The organism is Paenibacillus sp. NPDC058177 (assembly GCF_042883835.1).
GTDB lineage: Bacteria > Bacillota > Bacilli > Paenibacillales > Paenibacillaceae > Paenibacillus_AQ > Paenibacillus_AQ agri.
The window spans coordinates 69504-87004 of the sequence record NZ_JBHVVB010000001.1 but is presented as its reverse complement, the minus strand read 5'-3'; the positions used below and the strand labels follow the sequence as shown (position 1 = coordinate 87004).

The following is a 17501-nucleotide window of genomic DNA, read 5'->3' as shown; positions in this document are numbered from 1 at the left end:
CCGCAAGCCGGGATGGGTATGATCGGTAACGCAGAAATATTATAGCAGCGCTTTGTTAAAGCGGTATCCTGCTGTTTTTTCGAACCCGATGTGCTGGTAAAAAGCATGTGCTGGTGCACGCTCCACACGGTTGCCGCTTCTCAAAAACAGCTTGCAGCAGCCTTTATGACGTGCCCATTCTTCTCCAGCAGCTACTAGTCTTTTGCCGAGTCCGTTGCCGCGGATTTCCTCCGAAACGATGAGCGCAGTAATCTCTGTGATGGATTCCTGCTGTTTGGAAAAGGAGCTTACCTGCCTGAGGCCGATCATTCCCACTACTTCGTTATCTAGTTCAGCAACAAGTGTACATTGGAGAGGGTTGTTCTCCATGCCTTCAATTCTCTCTTTCATTACATTAACCGTTGTCGGATAACCGAGTTCCCGCAGTAGGGCTGTTATTCTCTCCAGATCTTCCATGCCACATTTGCGAATTTGCAGTACTGGTGCTAGGGTACTACTGTCCATTCTCATATACCTCCACTTTAAGCTTAGACGCTGCCTGCCTGGCGACCGTCCGTGCAATTTCCACATCTTCAGCCGCACTTAAAGCTACTGCCATTCTCCGTCCGGGCCGGGCTTCCGGCTTACCGAACACCCGGACCTGCGTGCGGGGAAGCGCGAGCGCCTCATCCAGTCCGGTTACTGCAAAAGCTTGTCCCGCGGTCTCGGCTTTTAGTGTTGCCGATGCTCCGGGTGTGAGTAATTGAACACATTCCAGCGGAAATCCCAGAATGGCTCTGACATGTACTGCAAATTGAGATAAATCCTGTGTGGCCATGGTTACCATGCCGGTATCATGCGGCCTTGGTGATACTTCACTGAACAACACGCCTTTAGACGTCAGGAACAGCTCCACTCCAAAAATACCGCGGCCTCCTAGCTGATCGGTTACCGCTTTGGCAATGGCTTGCGCTTCCGCTAGCTGACCTTCGTCCATCTGATGAGGTTGCCATGATTCCACGTAGTCGCCGTCCTTCTGAATATGTCCGATGGGCGGGCAAAATACAGTTCCCGACACCGAACGAACCGTCAGCAAGGTAATCTCACTCTCAAAAGTCACAAAAGCTTCTACGATGACTCTGGTTCCCTTGGCTCTTGCACCTTCCAAAGCGATATTCCAGCAATGCTCCGCATCCTCCGGATTCCGGCAGACACTCTGCCCTTTGCCAGAAGAGCTCATAATCGGCTTGATCACACAAGGTGTACCAAGTTCAGCAATTGCCTGCCGTAGCTCGTCCAAACTATCCGCAAAGCGGTAATCTGCAGTTGGCAGACCAAGTTCTTCAGCGGCAAGGCGGCGAATGCCTTCACGGTCCATCGTCAACCGGGCAGCCCGTGCCGTCGGCACGACTGCAAAGCCTTCATCCTCCAGCTCCTGAAGGGCATGGGTCGCAATGGCTTCAATCTCCGGCACAATGACATCCGGCTTCTCCATACGGATCAGTGCCTTAAGAGCATCCGCATCCAGCATGTCGATCACATGGGAACGATGAGCCACTCCCATGGCCGGAGCACCCTCATAACGATCTACTGCTATGGTCTCTACGCCAAGGCGTTGAGCTTCAATAATAACTTCCTTACCCAGTTCACCACTGCCCAGCAGCAGCAGCTTGCGGCTTTGAGCTGAAAAAGGAGCTCCCCACATTGTCGACTTCAACCTCTTTCGGCAATTGACTGGCACTTTCTGTATTTTCAGTAAAAGTGACAGTATCCATGTATTTTTCAGACTTCTTTATTTTCATCCATCATCCGTCAGATTGCAAGTGTTCTTCGACAATTTACTACAATCTTCACTTTTAATTGTCGAAAGTTTCTCCAATACGTCGCAATTGGAGGGCCAATTCGCCCCAACGCTCCGCCGAATCACCCCCTTTCTGGAGATTCGTCATGGCTTCCTCCTGTTCGGATAATCTTTCGCGCAGCCGATCCGCGGTGATATTCAGGGCTGCCTGGGCGCCCACCGCGTAATGTTCCAGCAGTTTGGGCTCCTGAGCAGCTACCGCAACGGTAATGGCTTCCTTCAGCAGCGGTTCCACTGCGGATTTGACCTTATCCCGCCCACCGCCTTCGAAGAATTGACGCGGGGACTTAAACATCCCCCATAAGGAAGTCCAATGTATTGGCTGAAGTCGCAAGTCCATCTCGGCAGGCGGGCTCCAGCGGATTTCTTCATCATCCACCAGTTGAGCTTCACCCTCCATCAAAGGTAACTCAGCCGTTGCAGCTGCTACGGCTTCATGTACCAACCTGTTCCCGGCGGCTTCAAGCCGAAGGGTCGTCGCCCATAGCTCCTGCTCAAGTTCACGCTGCACTGTCCGCCACAGCTCCGCTCCACAAGCTGAGAAGATCTCTTTCAGATTCCCGGCTTCTTCACGCAGCAATGAAGGATGGAAGGATTCCTGGAAGAAACGGCCGAAGGTGAACCCGATCCGTTGCCGCACATGGTACAGCAGCTCTTCTCCTTCACGGCGAAGACTGTTAATTGGACGGGTTTCAGTCTGTAGAAGAACCAGCCGTTCTTCCGCCTGCCCCATTCGTTCCTTCAGCAGGATAGCTTCCGCCTCCCGCTGGCTCTCCTCGCGGGAAGCCAGGGCTTGCCATTCCTCCGCACGGTGGACGACTGATGCCAGGCTCTCCTGTGCAGCAGCAAGCGATAACTGTGGCAGCTCTTCACCAGCAAATTGAGAAAGGGCCTGCTCAAAATGCTGAAAACGGGAGCTCTCGTAAATGTCACGCTGGCCTGAAGTTTTCCCCTCCAGCGCCAGCAAGCTCGACAGCGCATAAATGCGCGGTGCATGCAGTCCACCCTCCCGCAAATTTCGGACCACATGACCCCGAACCTCTTCCAGTTCTTCTTCTCCAGAGGCCAGATCAGAGGCATTGATGATGAAGAACATTTTATCCAGGGCGAAGCTGTCCTTGATTCGTCCCAGCTGTGCCAGCAGTCCCCGGTCGGCCTTGGAAAAGGCATGATTATAATATGTGACAAATACGATGGCATCGGCTTCCTTCATATATCCGAAGGTAACGCCGGTGTGCCGTGCATGCAGGGAGTCCGCCCCGGGGGTATCTACCAGCACAATGCCACTCTCGGTCAGCGGGCAGGCATAATACAGATCGATGCCTTGTACAAAGCAGGCCCGCGTCTCCTCTGCAACCAGCTGCCGGTACTCTTCCAGTCCTACGGTCCGTACAGTTCCAAGCAACGGCTCGGCTTCCTTCCAGCCGGCGGCTGCAGCCCGCAGGAAGCCGGCATGGGGCAGTGCGGAGGGATGAATGCCCCCCAGGGGCAGACTGGACAACGCCGCACTCCAGGATTCGGGCTGTGGTACGCCTAGCCCCAGCACGCTGAAGGAATGGGTGATGTCATCCCAGACATCAGCCTGCGACTTCATGGTCACTACCGCGCTGGCATGCCGGAAGTCCCCTTCCGGCGCCAAAATGCGGTTGACCGCCGCCGTGGCGGGATGGGGAGACACGGGCAGCACCTCTTCGCCCAGCAAGGCGTTGGCGAAGGAGGATTTGCCGGCGCTGAACGCTCCGAACAGCGCCAGTGTAAAGCGGCCGCCGGCGAGGTCCTTCGCCCGCGCCGCCAGGCTGCGCGCGGCTGAGGCCATGGCCGGCTCGCCGCGCAGCAGTTCGCTTGCCGCCGCCAGTGCGCCGGCGGCTGCGGACAACCGTCGCCGTCCACCGGCCGGCGATACAGCTCCCGCCGCCCAGTCTGGGGCGGCGCTTTGAGCGGCCGCTATGCGCAGCGGCGGCCGGGTGTCATGCGCCGCCTCTGCGGCAGGCGCGTGCTGGGCAGTCCTCACCTCCGGCAGGATGCCGGGGGTGAGGCTGCGGCGCGGCGGCAGCAGCGCCGCGAGCTCTGCCGCGCGCTGCTCCGCTGCGCGGTCCAGAGCGGCGAGCGCAGCGGCGGCTGACGCCTGCTGCGCGAGGTCTGCTTCGCGGCGCGCAAGCTCTGCGCGCCGCTCCTCCATGAGCGGCGGCAGCTTCGCCAGCAGCTCATCGCCGAAATCCAGCGCCGCGCGGCGGTAGCGGCTCTTAATCTCTGCCGCCAGACTGCGGCAGAGATTGAGCAGCGCCTCACCCGTATGACCGCTTCCCGGCTTTACCAAGGCCGCTAGCCACTCCGGGCTCACCGCCGGGAAAATCTCCTTCAGCTTCGTATCATCATCCTCGCTCCACAGCTCCAGAGCTTCCGCCCACTCACGAAGAAGTGGCCCAGTATGCCACTCGATCTGGGCGGACACCTCGCGGGTTAGCAGTGCATGCCAGGCAGCAAGCCGCCCGCTCTGCTCCTTCTCCCGCTTGGCAGCGGTAAAGAACAGCCCCCGCCGGAATCCCGGGCTCATGCTCTCAACATATGCCCCCGCCGCCTCCCGTACATCGGCGGGCATGAGATTCGCATTGCCTAGCAAATTCTCCAGCGCAGAACGGAGCTGCTGCCTAGAATGCTCAGGAAGGTCTTCCAAGTCCTTCTTCTCCTGCTCAAGAGAGGTCAGTTCCCGATCTACAGTCTCACGGTTTGTACCATCCAGTTGCTGTATCCACTGCTCCCGCTCTTCACGCTGCTCCTCCCGGTACGATGCCAGCAATGCCTCGCCTGTATGATGAATGGAACGCGACAAGCTAAATTGCAGCAATTCCTGCCTGGAGGACAGTAGCTTTGTAATCAGCTTCAGCAGTTCTTCCCATTGATTCAGCGGATGCTCCTTAACCTTCAACGAAGTAAACAGCATCCCGTTGTGCTTAATCCCCCAGTGATGGAAAGCGCTTTCTAGTTGCTTCTGATATTCTGTAATCGAAATCTCTCGTTCGCGGTGCTTGTCAATCTGGTTAATGATCAGATATAACGGTTTACCCCAATCACTAAGATTTTTGGCAAAGGCTAGATTATTCTCCGACTGTACATGGTTATAATCCATCACGTAGAACACAACATCCGCCAAATGAAGTGCCGAACGTGTCGCTGTCTGGTGACCGTCATCCGTGGAATCCACGCCCGGTGTATCCATCAAGACTCCATGGGAACCGAGTAATGGTGCATCCTCCCAAACCTCAATCGCTGAATATTCCCCGCCATCACGGCAGTATTCCTGCAATCGCTCCTGGGTCGTTTCCCAAGGTACCACAGTCCCGCCTGCTCCGGTTCGAGGATAGATCAGTACACGCGGGGTGCCGCTGCGGATAGATACAATATTGGCACTTGTAGGAACAGGACCTGAGGGAAGCACCGTACTTCCGCACAGTTTGTTGATCATACTGGATTTCCCGGCGGAGAAATGTCCGCAAAAAGCAATCGTCAGTTCATTCGCCTTTTCTTTTTCCAGCAAATCACCAAAAATCTGCCCGGTCTCATCTTCACCCCAACGTTCGGACAATTCTTTCAAATCCAAAAGCTCTACTGTGGTTTCACTATCGCTTGTTGTCTCTGCTGTTGTCCCTGCTGTTGTTTCATTACTGGCTTTTCTCTCTGCCTTGGCTTGTTCCGCACCCATCCGCTCTCCACCTCTACTCTAGCCTTATAGTCCAATTATAGTCCAATCGTACTGAGTGAATTAACGGGAAAAAATCCCGCTAATTCGCAGAAAACTCCCTTTTACATCCAAATAACAGGAATTTATGCAGTTAAAACAATCCAACAGGTTCACATAGTAGCAAATATGTCGGAACAACAGGAGAAATTCCCGTTATATATCAAGTCTGCACCTAAAGTGCCGAAATAACATGATTTATTCCCGTTATACTTGGCAAGACCCGTTATAATCTGCAAGAATAGAATAATTCCATTTTATCACCGGTCTGCCACAAATCAAATACACACTAATTACAAAATAACCTATAATCCCTTACGAACAGACAGAACTGCCCTGGCGTTTAGCGATCTGATGAATCTTCCTCGACATCCCTATTTCAGTATCCCTGTTCACCCTCTCTTTAGAACGCCACTACGGTCGAATGTTTGGACTTCCGGCCACTGTTGTCTCCAGATTTCTTTCCATAGTTCCGCTGTTTACGGTTGAAATCCAGAGAGATTATGCTTCCGATGCCAGCTTTCCTGTGGAATGCTTTTTAGCTCGCGCTTTCGCTCCTATAGTTCCAAACTTCTCCCTTCGTTCCTCCTCGCTTTTTGTTACTTTCTTTTGTTCGGCTTATATAGATAATACGAAAAAGAGCCTGCCCAATGGGGCAGACTCCTTTATTACGGATGCATCACAGATCATCCCGAATGTGTTATGCACTTTCCAATTCAGGCAGCAGAATTTCGAATACTTTGCCGTGCTGAAGAATAGTCAAGCCACGGGATTTGTCTCTCATAACAACTACCTCAGGCTTTTGCGACATACGCTCCAGGTAGTGTTCAGGCACTTCGCCGGAATGGCTGATTGTAATGCCTTCAACTTCCTGCTCTTCGTTCTCTTCCAGTGGGCTATCCACTACGCGGTCAAAAATATCCGAAAACACTTCAAAATTGTCAGTGTACACAGAAATGCACTTCATCTCTATCCCATCCTCTTCTTCATCTCTAACTCTTTGCTCTTTCGCGTATGATCTTTATCTTTCCTGATCACAGACGATTTCATACGTTTCTTTCCCTCACGGCATACATCAAGAAGCGGACAAACCTGACATCCCGGGTTCTGGGCCTTGCAGTGATATCTGCCGAAAAATATGAGCCGGTGATGCGTCAGTGTCCATTCATCCTTCGGCACCGCCTTCATCAGCTTCTTCTCCACTTCCAGTACAGAATCTTTCCAGCCTGCCAGGGCAAGCCGCTTCGCGACCCGCTCCACATGCGTATCTACAGCAATCGCAGGCACACCAAAAGCATTAGACACCACCACGTTAGCAGTCTTGCGGCCAACACCTGGCAGCTTAACTAATTCATCATGAGCCTGGGGAATTTCGCCCCCGTATTGCTCAATCAGGATGGAGCATAAGCTCTGTATATGCTTCGCCTTGTTGCGGTAAAGGCCGATGCGCCGGATATCCCCTTCCAGCTCCTCTATAGGTACGGAGACGTAGTCTAGGGGGGTCTTATACTTTTGGAACAGATCCACGGTCACTTTGTTCACCGTAGCATCCGTACATTGGGCTGAGAGCAGCACGGCTATCGTTAGTTCAAAAGCGTTGCTATGAATCAGCTCACAATGCGCATCAGGAAACAAGTCACCCATCGTATCCAGAATGTGGCGGACTTCTGCAACCTTCATAGCGTCCCTCCGCTTCACAATTTACGCTGAACATGCCAGCGCTTCCCATTTTGATGTAAGGAAATATAAACAAAGTATGTATTATAGCGCAGTTCTCCATACATTTCAACTCATGAAAGGACGGATCATGCATAACTATAGATAAGGAACACCATACCTTGCTATATTTCAAAAAAAACGTCCTGACGCAGGCAAACCCTTGCGTCAAGACGGTGTTTCTCACAGAAATCCACCACTCGCAATTATTGTTTCACAACTTCTATTGCAACATCGTTATTAAAATACATTATAATCTTATCATTTTCTTTGAGAGATTGCACGGATAATGTCGTGTCACCTTGATGAATATATGCATTAGGTGCTAACCGGAAACGATTGGAATTATCGTTCATGTTATCCCGCTTCACCACAATTTCGTTCGACGCACTCTCATAACGTGAGAAGATGCGGCTTGCCTGAGTTAGCACCCGTACGATGATGGAACCATTAGCATCTTTCCGGGCTTCAATCCGGTCAGCAGTAGTCAAGCTTCCAAGCGTCGTCGTTGTTGTGCCATCTCTAGTAATTTTAATTCCGCTGCTTGTGTTAAAGGTCTGTACAGCCCCTGAATAATCCTTCACGGTCAGCGTTCCCGCAGTGGCATCTACCCCGTTAACCGGGCCTGTAGTTAGCTTGACAGTCTGAATGGCAAGTGGAGTCGAACCTTCAAAGGTCACATTCACAAAATCTCCGGCCTTCATCTCAGTCAACTTCGCAGTCTGCCCAGCTTCATTGGTCAAAGGCAACTGAGTAGTGTTGATCTCGCTACTGCCTCCATTGACTTTAATCGCAATACGATTAGTTCCCGAATTGACCATCGAAGTCTCGAGTTGCAGAACGGATTTCACTTTTAGCACGGAGATGATATCCTGGTTCGTACCCAGCGCTGCTATTACGCTACTGCCAATTGGCACATCGGTAATCGTAGCGTTACTGTTGCCGAACTGCTCCACCGAATTTGGATAAGGGAGAGTAAGACTTTCCCCGGCATTGACCTTGATGACCATCGTTCTGGCTGAGGTATTGACGGCTGTCAATGTACCTTCATATTTGGTTAGCAGCTCCAGCGAAAGAGCTCGCATGCCGAGCGCCTTCAAGTTTATTTTACGGCCCTCAGTCAATCTTGCCCCAACTGTCGTCAGGTTCGGAGCAATACCGTCATACGCCAGCTTGGTTTTATCATCTAGCTGAATGACATGCGGTTTGCCGCTCACATCCTTGATCGTCAGCAGCTGTGTTTTGGAATTATAATCTACAATGGCCGCTCCGCTGAACTGGTCGATCTGCCGGCTCAAGACCTCAATCTTGGTGACCTGATCATCACTTCCGAGTGTAAGCTGTATATTGTCTCCTCCAGTAGCATCTGCCACCAGATCATCACTGGAAGGATTCGCAATGCCAGGAATAACAATCGCCGGCTTAGCCGCCAGAAGCTTCACCTCGCGTCCGCCATCCTTTTTCTTATATACAACGGTTGTACCCGTAATCTCGTTGAGCATACCTTGGACGGTGCGCTCAACACCCTCGGTAACCTCTACAGTACGGATTACATTCTCTTGAATCGTGTATTTGACTGCAGCACCCACCTTCAAATCAGCAGGCTGCAGAACGCTGTTCTGGGAGCTGAACAACGAGTTGCCATCTTCCCATTTAAAAGTCTCAGGAACACCGGCAGCATTTTTGAAAGTTATGGACTTGTCCGTAAGGTTTACACTTTGAATTGTGCCTGTTGTTGTCTTATTGATCACACCAGAGGTGACTTGCACTTTTACTACCTTGTGAGAACCGCTATATTTTTCCTGTGTCAACGTTACGACACTATCCGCCACAAGTGCAGACGGTTCAATTTTATTGCCGCTGGCATCCACGAAAGTTGTCGTATCATCGTAGTAGTACTCAGTAAAACCTGTTGCCGATTTCAACCACAGCTTGTTCCCTGGAGCCACCATGGCAAAATTACCACTCAGGCTTTCAATTAGCTGTGTCGGATCAGTTATCTCCACATAGGAAGCATTATAAGTAGCTCCAATAACAGTTACCTTCGTGTACGGCTGAAGATCGCTCAGATTAATTCGATTCTCAGAAGTGCTGGTAAAATATGCAGTGCTGGCATTCAGTCCATGCACAGACGTATTTCCGTTATCGTAGACAGATAGTCTGTCACTTTTCAGATCGCTGATATAGCCTTCCACAGTATTGTCATATACAAGCCCTGACTGTGCTTCTGCCCTACTGAAGAAAGTCGCCAATTGTGCACGGGTTACAGCACCCTGCGGATCAAAACGGTTGCCATCCAGCCCGTTCGCCAGACCGAGGCTGACCGCCAAATTTATGTAGCCACGTTTGTTCGCGGACACCTTAGCATCGTCGGCAAATCCTGTCGAAGCATTCCCTGAAGCTACTGCATCAGCACTCTTGCCGAGTGAACGGATCAGCAGCTCTGCAATCCACTCCCGGGAAGCTTTGCGCTCACCCCAGGAAGTTTTCTGATTATCTGCTGTCATTTCAGCAGTCTTATCAAGTAAGCCTTGTTGAAGTGCATAAATCACGTAGGACTTGTAGTAATTCGATACCTCAAATCCCGTTGGAAGAACGGTTTGTGTATTAGGGTCCGCATTACCCGCCTGTTTCATGAAACGCAGCGCCATCAATACAGCTTCTTGCTGGGTTACGGGGTCGCCGGGACGGAACAAGCCGTTGTTGCCGACAATAATCCCCTGCCCCGCTAATTTATAAATATGCTTTTCGGCCCAAAAGCCTGTTTTTACATCGCTAAATGTGCTAGGGGCAGAGACATTGCTCTGATTCGCTGGAGGGTTCGCTGTAGTGCTCGCAGAACTATCTGCAAAAGCCGCGCCTGTTCCACCCAAAACCATAACCCCCGCCAGAACGGCCGAAACCGCTTTGGCAGAATAAGGCTTCACCCTACGTTTCAATCTCTTTTGTCTGGACAATAGGTTGTTCTCCTCTCAATAACCCATGATTGTTGTGTACCTAGTACTTCGCCAAGCAGCTGCAGAATTCCTGCGTATTACAAGCTGTTCTCTCTGGTCATGGGATGCTCCAGATCAACATGGCCCATCAAACTTTCAACTTTCTGGCCGTCCACCAGCATTTCGATGCTCTTCACTTCGTCGAATTGGAAGTAAGTTTTGGCAAGGGCGGACATCGCCATGGATTCCCCACCAGCGCCCAATTGTGCATCTTGTGGTTTATGGATATCCATAAGGATCTGTCCATCCTCAAATTTGAGCGATTTCAGCTCAATTTTGCCCCACAGCGGAATTTGCTCTTGATTATCGCTGCTTTGCAGCGCTTTGAAGGCATCACTGTACTTCTCCACTGGATCGGCAAAATGGATAGTAGCCTTCGCAGCTACAAGATCCAATAGCTGTGGATCGGTATAATAGACATCGATACTTTGGCTTTGCTTCTCTGCAGCAGCCGGCTTTTCTGTAGCAGTCGGTGCAGGCGTACTGTTGACCGTATTATTTCCGGGCTCCTCTGTTGCTTCAGGCGATGGGCTCGGAACTACCTGATCGCCGCCTTCCACTGTATTATTGTTGCTTCCGTTCTCTCCAGCACCGTTCACAACGGTAGGCTCCAGATTGTTACCATTAGCCGGAGCAGCCGTCGGTTTATCGCCGCAACCAGCAATTACGAGTAAAAGCAGAGCAGCAATTCCTGCGTAACCTAATTTCTTGTTCATCATTCCTAATACCCCCTTAGATGAATACGAGCAGACCTGTCCGCATAGTTTTCGGGCCGAAAAACAGGCGGGAAATAACTGTGCGGCGCTGGTCTGCCGTTAAGCTGTTATTTTATTCCGAGATATTCATTGATTCCGCTGACGATCCCAGCGGCAACTCTACTTTGGAAAGCGTCATTGAATAAAAGGGCTTCATCGTTCTTGTTACTCAGGTAGCCAACCTCCAGAAGCACCGCAGGCATCTTTGTTTCCCGTATGACATGGAAATTGCCATAGCGTACACCTCGGTCGCTTATGCCGGTGGCTTGTACAAGGTATTTATGCATCACGTTTGCCAACGCTTTGCTGGCATCACGCTGATAATAGGTTTCACTCCCGCTGGCTGAGGAGGACGCACCACTGTTGGCATGAACGGAGATAAAAAGATCCGCTTTCAGATTGTTCGCCAGGGCTGCACGATCTTTCAGCTCGATAAACGTATCGTCGCTTCGTGTGAGCACTACGTCAACCTTGTTCTCCTTCTTCAGCAGGTCAGCAGCCTTCAATACGACAGCCAGATTAAAGTTCTTCTCATACTTTCCAGTTACACCCACAGCACCGGAATCTTTGGCACCATGCCCTGCATCCAGCACAACCAGCTTTCTGCCGTTATTCACTGGTGGGGTAACAGGATCAGTTGTCGATGGTGCATTAAGATCAATGACCACTAACTTTGAAGAATCTCCGGTAACATTCACGCTGTAATTCTTCGAATGAGTCAAATCAATGACAAAGCGGACTACATAAGGATTCGTATTATACAGCGAATAGCGAACCCCCGACACATCGGGATAATCAGTAATTGCAAGACTGCCGTTCAGGTTGGAATCGAGAGCTTGTCCGGTACCAAAAACATTCGAGAAGGTAGCATTCGGCAGATCTACAACAATACGATCCGGGCCGGTTACCACAGATACCTTCGGCTCGACTTTGCCATCGACAGCAATGGTCAAGCGATTCTCATTGAAGCTCAAACCATTTACCTGGGCCAGATTTGCAGTAGGATCCACAGGAGGCTGCCCATCTCCTGGATTACTTGGGTTCTCCGGCTGGGAACCGTTATCTCCCGGAGCGTTTGGTGTAGTCAATGTTACAATCTTCTGTGAATTGTCCCAATCAACCAGCAGACCAAACTGTTCGCTGATGAAACGGATCGGTACTAGCGTCGTATTACTGCGCAGTAACGGAGCAGTGACCAAGGTAACGGTCTTGTCATCGACAGAAGCCGTTTTTTGATTGACCACCAGCTTGATCGTCTTGAATGAATCAGAGATGGTTACCGTCTGACTCTTCTGCTCCCAGTCCACCTTGTAGCCAAGATTCTCTGCAATCATTCTTAGCGGGACCATAACCGTGCTGTTCACATTTTCAACAGGAGCTCCTTGTTCGGCCGTAATCTCCTTGCCATCCAGAATAATCTTGCTGCCCGAGGCAGCGGCATGTCCATTTTCCGGCAAGATTAGTACAAAAAGTAACAGCAACAGCATAAAACCAAATTTCTTCATTCTCCACCTCTAAGAATCTAGTATTCCGCCTGAGAAAGACGTTCTTGTTGACCTGACGACCAGCAACCTTCGACATCTATTAGACGCCGCCACTCTACAAAAGTTGCGAATATATTCCATAGGGGAACTGAGATTTGCATAATTTGTGCGGCCTCAGTCCAATTTACAATCCAAGATATTCCTTGATCCCCGCTGCAATCTCTCCTGCAAGGTTGTTCTGAAGATAGTCTGTATACAGCGCAGTTTCATTGTCTACATTGGTGAGATAGCCAGCTTCCAGCAGCACAGCGGGCATGCGTGTCTCCCTGGTTACATGAAGGCTCTTATAACGGACTCCATTGTCCTTAAATCCCGTTCCGGCAAGAAGATGCTTATGCATAATTTGCGCAAAAGGCAGGCTCTCACTTCGACTGTAATAGGTTTCACTTCCGTTGATTTTATTCCAGTTCGGAAAAGATGTCTCAAGAGAATTGGCATGTACCGAGAGAAAAAGAGTTGCGCCTGCCGCCTCGGCAATCACCACCCGATCCTGCAGCTCCAGGTGGGTATCTTCAGTCCGGGTATACACCACTGTCATCCGTCCATCCTGTTCCAATAGCGCTCCCGCTTTACGGACCACGGCCAAATTAAAGTCCTTTTCCAATCGGCCCGTGATACTGACCGCCCCCGGCTTAGAACCACCATGCCCCGCATCCAGGACAACTACCGGCTTGCCTGTATTCCCGGCTGTCCCCCCACCGTTCCAAGGAACACTTTGCGTGTTGAGATCGATGGTAACCAGACCGGTGACTTCATCCGTACTTAGCTGATAAGGCTGATTGACCGCTGTCTGAATGACAAATCTTACTATAGAAGGATTGACGCTGAACAAAGCGTACCTGATCTCGGATACGAGCGGGTAGCCGGTCACATCCAGCTTGCCTTGCGGGCTACCGTTACCCGCCAGTCCCTGCTGCAGGCTTCCTGCAAATTCTGGTGCAAAAGCCGTTCCGGGTAAATCTACAATAATGCGGGCCGGATTATTCATTACCGTTATGCTTGGCTTGACGCTCCCATCAACGGCAACTACCAGTTTGTTCTCACTGAATACAGCACCCTTCACCTTTGGCGCACCTGCAATAGCGCCGTCGCTGCCCGGAATAGACGCAGCTGGAGAAGGTGTTGAAACAACTGTGCCCGGAATACTCCCGCCCAGATTTCCCGGCGTGGCTGATAGAACCTGAGCAGTGGGTGACGGTACTGGTGACGGTATTGGTGTGGGTGCTGCAACTAGGGGAGCTGGCGCTCCTCCGGTTAAATAGACGATTTTATCACGGTTGTCCCAGCCTACCTTTAGTCCAAACTGCTCGCTGACAAATCGGATGGGCACCAGCACCGTGCCTCCGGTTTGTTTAGGTGCAGCATTCAAATCCAGGCGTATCCCGTCGGCATTAGCCGATTTGCTGCCTACGATAAGTTCTACACTCTTAAAATCTTGCTTTATGGTCACTTTACGAGAGGTTTGCTCCCACAGCACTTCAAACCCCAAGTTCTCTACTACAATCCGTATGGGGATCATCACACTTCCGTTCACATTCTCAATTGCAATCCCTTTGGGCAGAGCAAGTTCTTTATTGTCCAGAACGATTTTACCTTGTGTCTTTCCTGCCGCGGCAGCGTCATGGACGGAAAATGACAGAAACATCAGCGGCAGCAAAAGTAGCGAAAATATTAAGCGGGTGATTCTCCCCATCCTTTTCTCTCCTTTGATATTTGGATTCGTGAACTTCCATGACCTATCAGACGACAGAAACCTTCCAAAAGTTGCCTCTACAGGCAATGAATATATCGATTATAACAAAAAAACTTCTATTTCCGACATCGGAAATAGAAGTTTCTGTTAAAATGGTGAAGTTTTAATATAAACTAACATAACTCATAGAGTCGTCAGGAAAAGCATTAACCGAACAACTTAGCAGCATGACGCTCTTCGTAGGCAGAGATTTCATCCGCATGCTGAAGAGTAAGACCGATATCGTCCAGACCTTGCAGCAGGAACTGGCGACGGTGCTCATCCAGGTCAAAAGCAATGTTCAAGCCATGATCATCACTCAGAACCTTATTCTCCAAATCTACGTGCAATTCATAACCATCATACTGAGCCGTCCGCTGGAACAGATCTTCTACTTGCTCTTCTGACAGCTTGATTGGCAGAATACCGTTCTTGAAGCAGTTATTATAGAAAATATCTGCATAAGACGGAGCAATTACCGTCTTGAAGCCATAGTCCATAATCGCCCACGGCGCATGCTCCCGGGAGGAGCCGCAACCAAAGTTGGCGCGAGAGACCAGGACAGACGCACCTTTATAGCGCGGCTTATTCATCTCGAATGTCGGGTTGTCATTTCCTTCTTCGTCAAAACGCCATTCGTAGAATAGAAATTGTCCGAATCCGGTCCGTTCAATCCGTTTCAAAAACTGCTTTGGAATGATAGCATCTGTATCAACATTGACCCGGTCAACCGGTGCAACGATTCCTGTTAATTTTTTAAAAGCTTCCATGTTAGTTCCCTCCCGCTTAGATCTGATTCTTATGAATTGACGGCTTCCGTCTTATAGTTCCAGTCACGAATGTCGGTAAAACGACCCTTGATTGCCGCAGCGGCAGCCATTGCAGGAGATACAAGATGCGTACGTCCTCCACGGCCCTGACGGCCTTCAAAGTTACGGTTGGAGGTCGATGCGCAGCGTTGTCCTGGTTGCAGAACATCCGGGTTCATCGCAAGGCACATACTGCAGCCTGCTTCACGCCATTCAAAGCCTGCTTCTGTAAATACTTTATCCAGACCTTCTTTTTCCGCCTGCATTTTAACACGTCCAGAACCAGGAACGACAATAGCCGTTACTTGATCAGATACTTTGTGGCCTTTGGCAACCTGTGCAGCAGCGCGCAGGTCTTCAATCCGGCCATTGGTGCAGGAACCAATAAAGACATAGTCGATGCCAATTTCGGAGATTGGAGTACCTGGAATCAGATCCATATATTCAAGTGCTTTTTCAGCAGCTTTGCGTTCATTTTCAGTTGTGAAATCAGCCGGATTCGGCACAGTTGCTGTAATGTCAGTACCCATACCCGGGCTTGTGCCCCAGGTTACTTGCGGAATCAGGGTCTCTACATCAAAATCAACAATAGTGTCATACTCTGCACCTTCGTCGCTTACGAGCCCTTTCCAGGTCTCAACTGCAGCGTCATAAGCAGCACCTTGCGGTACATACTGGCGATCACGCAGGTAATCGAATGTAGTCTGGTCAGGAGCGATCAGACCGGCTCTCGCGCCACCTTCAATCGACATGTTGCAGACAGTCATGCGCTCTTCCATCGACAGCTCACGGATCGCTTCGCCTGTGTACTCGATAACATAACCAGTAGCAAAGTCAGTACCATATTTAGCGATAACGCCGAGGATCATGTCTTTCGCGGTTACGCCAGGATTGCGCTTGCCTGTGAAGCGAACTTCCATCGTCTTGGCTTTAGCTTGCTGCAAGCACTGGGTTGCCATTACGTGCTCTACTTCACTGGTGCCGATACCGAACGCCAGTGCGCCGAATGCGCCGTGTGTAGAAGTATGGCTGTCGCCGCAGACAATCGTTTTACCAGGATGAGTCAGGCCGATCTCTGGCCCCATAACGTGTACTACACCTTGGTCGATATCATTAAGGTCGAACAGTCTCACGCCGAAATCACGACAGTTCTGGGAAAGCGTGTCGATCTGCTGTTTGGAGATCGGGTCTTTGATGTTAAAACGATCCTTGGTAGGTACGTTGTGGTCCATTGTCGCGAATGTAAGCTCAGGACGACGAACCTTACGGCCAGCCAGGCGCAGGCCTTCGAAGGCTTGTGGAGAAGTCACTTCGTGAACCAAATGAAGGTCAATATACAGAATGCTAGGTTTGCCTTCTTCCTGATGAATAACGTGATTGTCCCAAATTTTCTCAAACATTGTCTTCTTGCTCATGAATTTCACCTCATCATTTAATCGTTCATTGGAAGAGAGTGTGGAGTCTCTCTTGAATGAACTAAATATAACATCGCGCCGTTTATTATTCCAAGATATAAAAACTATAGGGTTCATAGGCATGAACTATAAGCGAGTGAAACCTCTATTTGGATCGTCACTTACAACGCACAAAAGGCCCAGCCTGCTTTATATATGGCTGAACCTTGTCTCATTATTGCTGCATACTTTTCTTCAGCTGTACCAGATCTTCCACAGCCCGTGTGGTTAGGGAATCCACACCAAGAGACGCATAATGCTCCATTAGCGAGACGTCATTGACGGTCCAGACATAGACCCTAAGGCCGTTCGCTTTGGCTTGCTCGATTAATTCCGGTTTAACGAACTCATGGTAGATATTGATCCCGAAACAGACTGCAGCCAATGCATCGCTTAATGTCTGTTCCAGGGCTTCCTCATAGGATCGGTTCAGAAAATGCTCGCTATCAGCGTTCAGCAGCTTCTTCAGCTCTGGATAACGCAGCTGTGCCAGTAAGGCCCGCTCCGCCCCACAGCCAGACAAGAATATTTGCCCCAGCATATCATGCTTATGCACCAAAGCTGCCGCTGCATCAATGGCTTCATCAACTTTTAGATCCAGATTCGCCGTTCGGCCTGAACCTTTAATCAGCAGCAGCAGATCTTCCAGCGTCGAGAAGGTCATCTTTCCCGTCTTGCCGGCATAGTCCACTATCACTTCTATACTCTGAAGCTCTTTGAAGCTTAATGCTGAGATCTGAATGGTACGGCCATCAACGCTCTGCCAGATATCATCATGAGCCAGAATCGCGATTCCGTCCCGGGTGACCCGGATATCATCCTCTATGATATCTGCTCCCATCCTGATTCCCTCTTCCACAGAGACTAAAGTGTTGTCTAGAGTATCCATACATCCCGTGTGAGCTGTAATCCATGGAAA

At 50.4% G+C, this 17501-nt stretch carries 12 protein-coding genes; all 12 read right to left on the bottom strand.

The features are described 5' to 3' along the window. Positions 1–39 precede the first annotated feature (39 nt). Complete coding sequence (locus ACFVU8_RS00380; protein ID WP_246317358.1) at positions 40–504, bottom strand: GNAT family N-acetyltransferase; 465 nt, start codon at positions 502–504, stop codon at positions 40–42. Continuing rightward, entirely contained in the window at positions 494–1684 is a 1191-nt protein-coding gene (gene purT / locus ACFVU8_RS00375; protein WP_175373799.1) for a formate-dependent phosphoribosylglycinamide formyltransferase, read from the bottom strand. The genes ACFVU8_RS00380 and purT overlap by 11 nt, the downstream gene beginning before the upstream one ends. A 151-nt stretch (positions 1685–1835) precedes the next feature. Further along, positions 1836–5540, bottom strand: a complete 3705-nt coding sequence (locus ACFVU8_RS00370) for a dynamin family protein (protein ID WP_387425427.1) — start codon at positions 5538–5540, stop codon at positions 1836–1838. 736 nt (positions 5541–6276) lie between these two features. Beyond that, positions 6277–6543, bottom strand: a complete 267-nt coding sequence (locus ACFVU8_RS00365) for an NAD/NADP transhydrogenase alpha subunit (RefSeq protein ID WP_066363024.1) — start codon at positions 6541–6543, stop codon at positions 6277–6279. 2 nt (positions 6544–6545) lie between these two features. Beyond that, on the bottom strand, positions 6546–7256 hold the full coding sequence (gene nth, locus ACFVU8_RS00360; RefSeq protein ID WP_379464658.1) for an endonuclease III: 711 nt from the start codon (positions 7254–7256) through the stop codon (positions 6546–6548). 242 nt (positions 7257–7498) lie between these two features. Then, entirely contained in the window at positions 7499–10249 is a 2751-nt protein-coding gene (locus ACFVU8_RS00355) for an S-layer homology domain-containing protein (protein ID WP_387425425.1), read from the bottom strand. Between the two features lie 77 nt (positions 10250–10326). Further along, positions 10327–11007 carry a GerMN domain-containing protein gene (locus ACFVU8_RS00350; protein ID WP_387425423.1) on the bottom strand — a complete coding sequence of 227 codons (681 nt, stop codon included), beginning with the start codon at positions 11005–11007 and terminating at the stop codon, positions 10327–10329. Positions 11008–11111: 104 nt separating this feature from the next. Further along, positions 11112–12548, bottom strand: coding sequence for an N-acetylmuramoyl-L-alanine amidase family protein (locus tag ACFVU8_RS00345; RefSeq protein ID WP_379464661.1), 1437 nt, complete (start codon positions 12546–12548; stop codon positions 11112–11114). A 163-nt stretch (positions 12549–12711) separates the two neighbouring features. Continuing rightward, positions 12712–14280, bottom strand: a complete 1569-nt coding sequence (locus tag ACFVU8_RS00340; RefSeq protein WP_387425421.1) for an N-acetylmuramoyl-L-alanine amidase — start codon at positions 14278–14280, stop codon at positions 12712–12714. 206 nt (positions 14281–14486) lie between these two features. Then, complete coding sequence (gene leuD / locus ACFVU8_RS00335; RefSeq protein WP_387425417.1) at positions 14487–15089, bottom strand: 3-isopropylmalate dehydratase small subunit; 603 nt, start codon at positions 15087–15089, stop codon at positions 14487–14489. Positions 15090–15118: 29 nt separating this feature from the next. Beyond that, positions 15119–16543, bottom strand: a complete 1425-nt coding sequence (gene leuC / locus ACFVU8_RS00330; RefSeq protein ID WP_387425415.1) for a 3-isopropylmalate dehydratase large subunit — start codon at positions 16541–16543, stop codon at positions 15119–15121. Between the two features lie 214 nt (positions 16544–16757). After that, positions 16758–17471, bottom strand: a complete 714-nt coding sequence (locus tag ACFVU8_RS00325; RefSeq protein WP_387427150.1) for a glycerophosphodiester phosphodiesterase — start codon at positions 17469–17471, stop codon at positions 16758–16760. Between the last annotated feature and the right edge of the window lie 30 nt (positions 17472–17501).

Bases quoted from the DNA above. Each gene is read 5' to 3' on its own strand.
- ACFVU8_RS00380 (WP_246317358.1), bottom strand. From the start codon at position 504: ATGGACAGTAGTACCCTAGCACCAGTACTGCAAATTCGCAAATGTGGC.
- purT (WP_175373799.1), bottom strand. From the start codon at position 1,684: ATGTGGGGAGCTCCTTTTTCAGCTCAAAGCCGCAAGCTGCTGCTGCTG.
- ACFVU8_RS00370 (WP_387425427.1), bottom strand. From the start codon at position 5,540: ATGGGTGCGGAACAAGCCAAGGCAGAGAGAAAAGCCAGTAATGAAACA.
- ACFVU8_RS00365 (WP_066363024.1), bottom strand. From the start codon at position 6,543: ATGAAGTGCATTTCTGTGTACACTGACAATTTTGAAGTGTTTTCGGAT.
- nth (WP_379464658.1), bottom strand. From the start codon at position 7,256: ATGAAGGTTGCAGAAGTCCGCCACATTCTGGATACGATGGGTGACTTG.
- ACFVU8_RS00350 (WP_387425423.1), bottom strand. From the start codon at position 11,007: ATGATGAACAAGAAATTAGGTTACGCAGGAATTGCTGCTCTGCTTTTA.
- ACFVU8_RS00345 (WP_379464661.1), bottom strand. From the start codon at position 12,548: ATGAAGAAATTTGGTTTTATGCTGTTGCTGTTACTTTTTGTACTAATC.
- ACFVU8_RS00340 (WP_387425421.1), bottom strand. From the start codon at position 14,280: ATGGGGAGAATCACCCGCTTAATATTTTCGCTACTTTTGCTGCCGCTG.
- leuD (WP_387425417.1), bottom strand. From the start codon at position 15,089: ATGGAAGCTTTTAAAAAATTAACAGGAATCGTTGCACCGGTTGACCGG.
- leuC (WP_387425415.1), bottom strand. From the start codon at position 16,543: ATGAGCAAGAAGACAATGTTTGAGAAAATTTGGGACAATCACGTTATT.
- ACFVU8_RS00325 (WP_387427150.1), bottom strand. From the start codon at position 17,471: ATGGATACTCTAGACAACACTTTAGTCTCTGTGGAAGAGGGAATCAGG.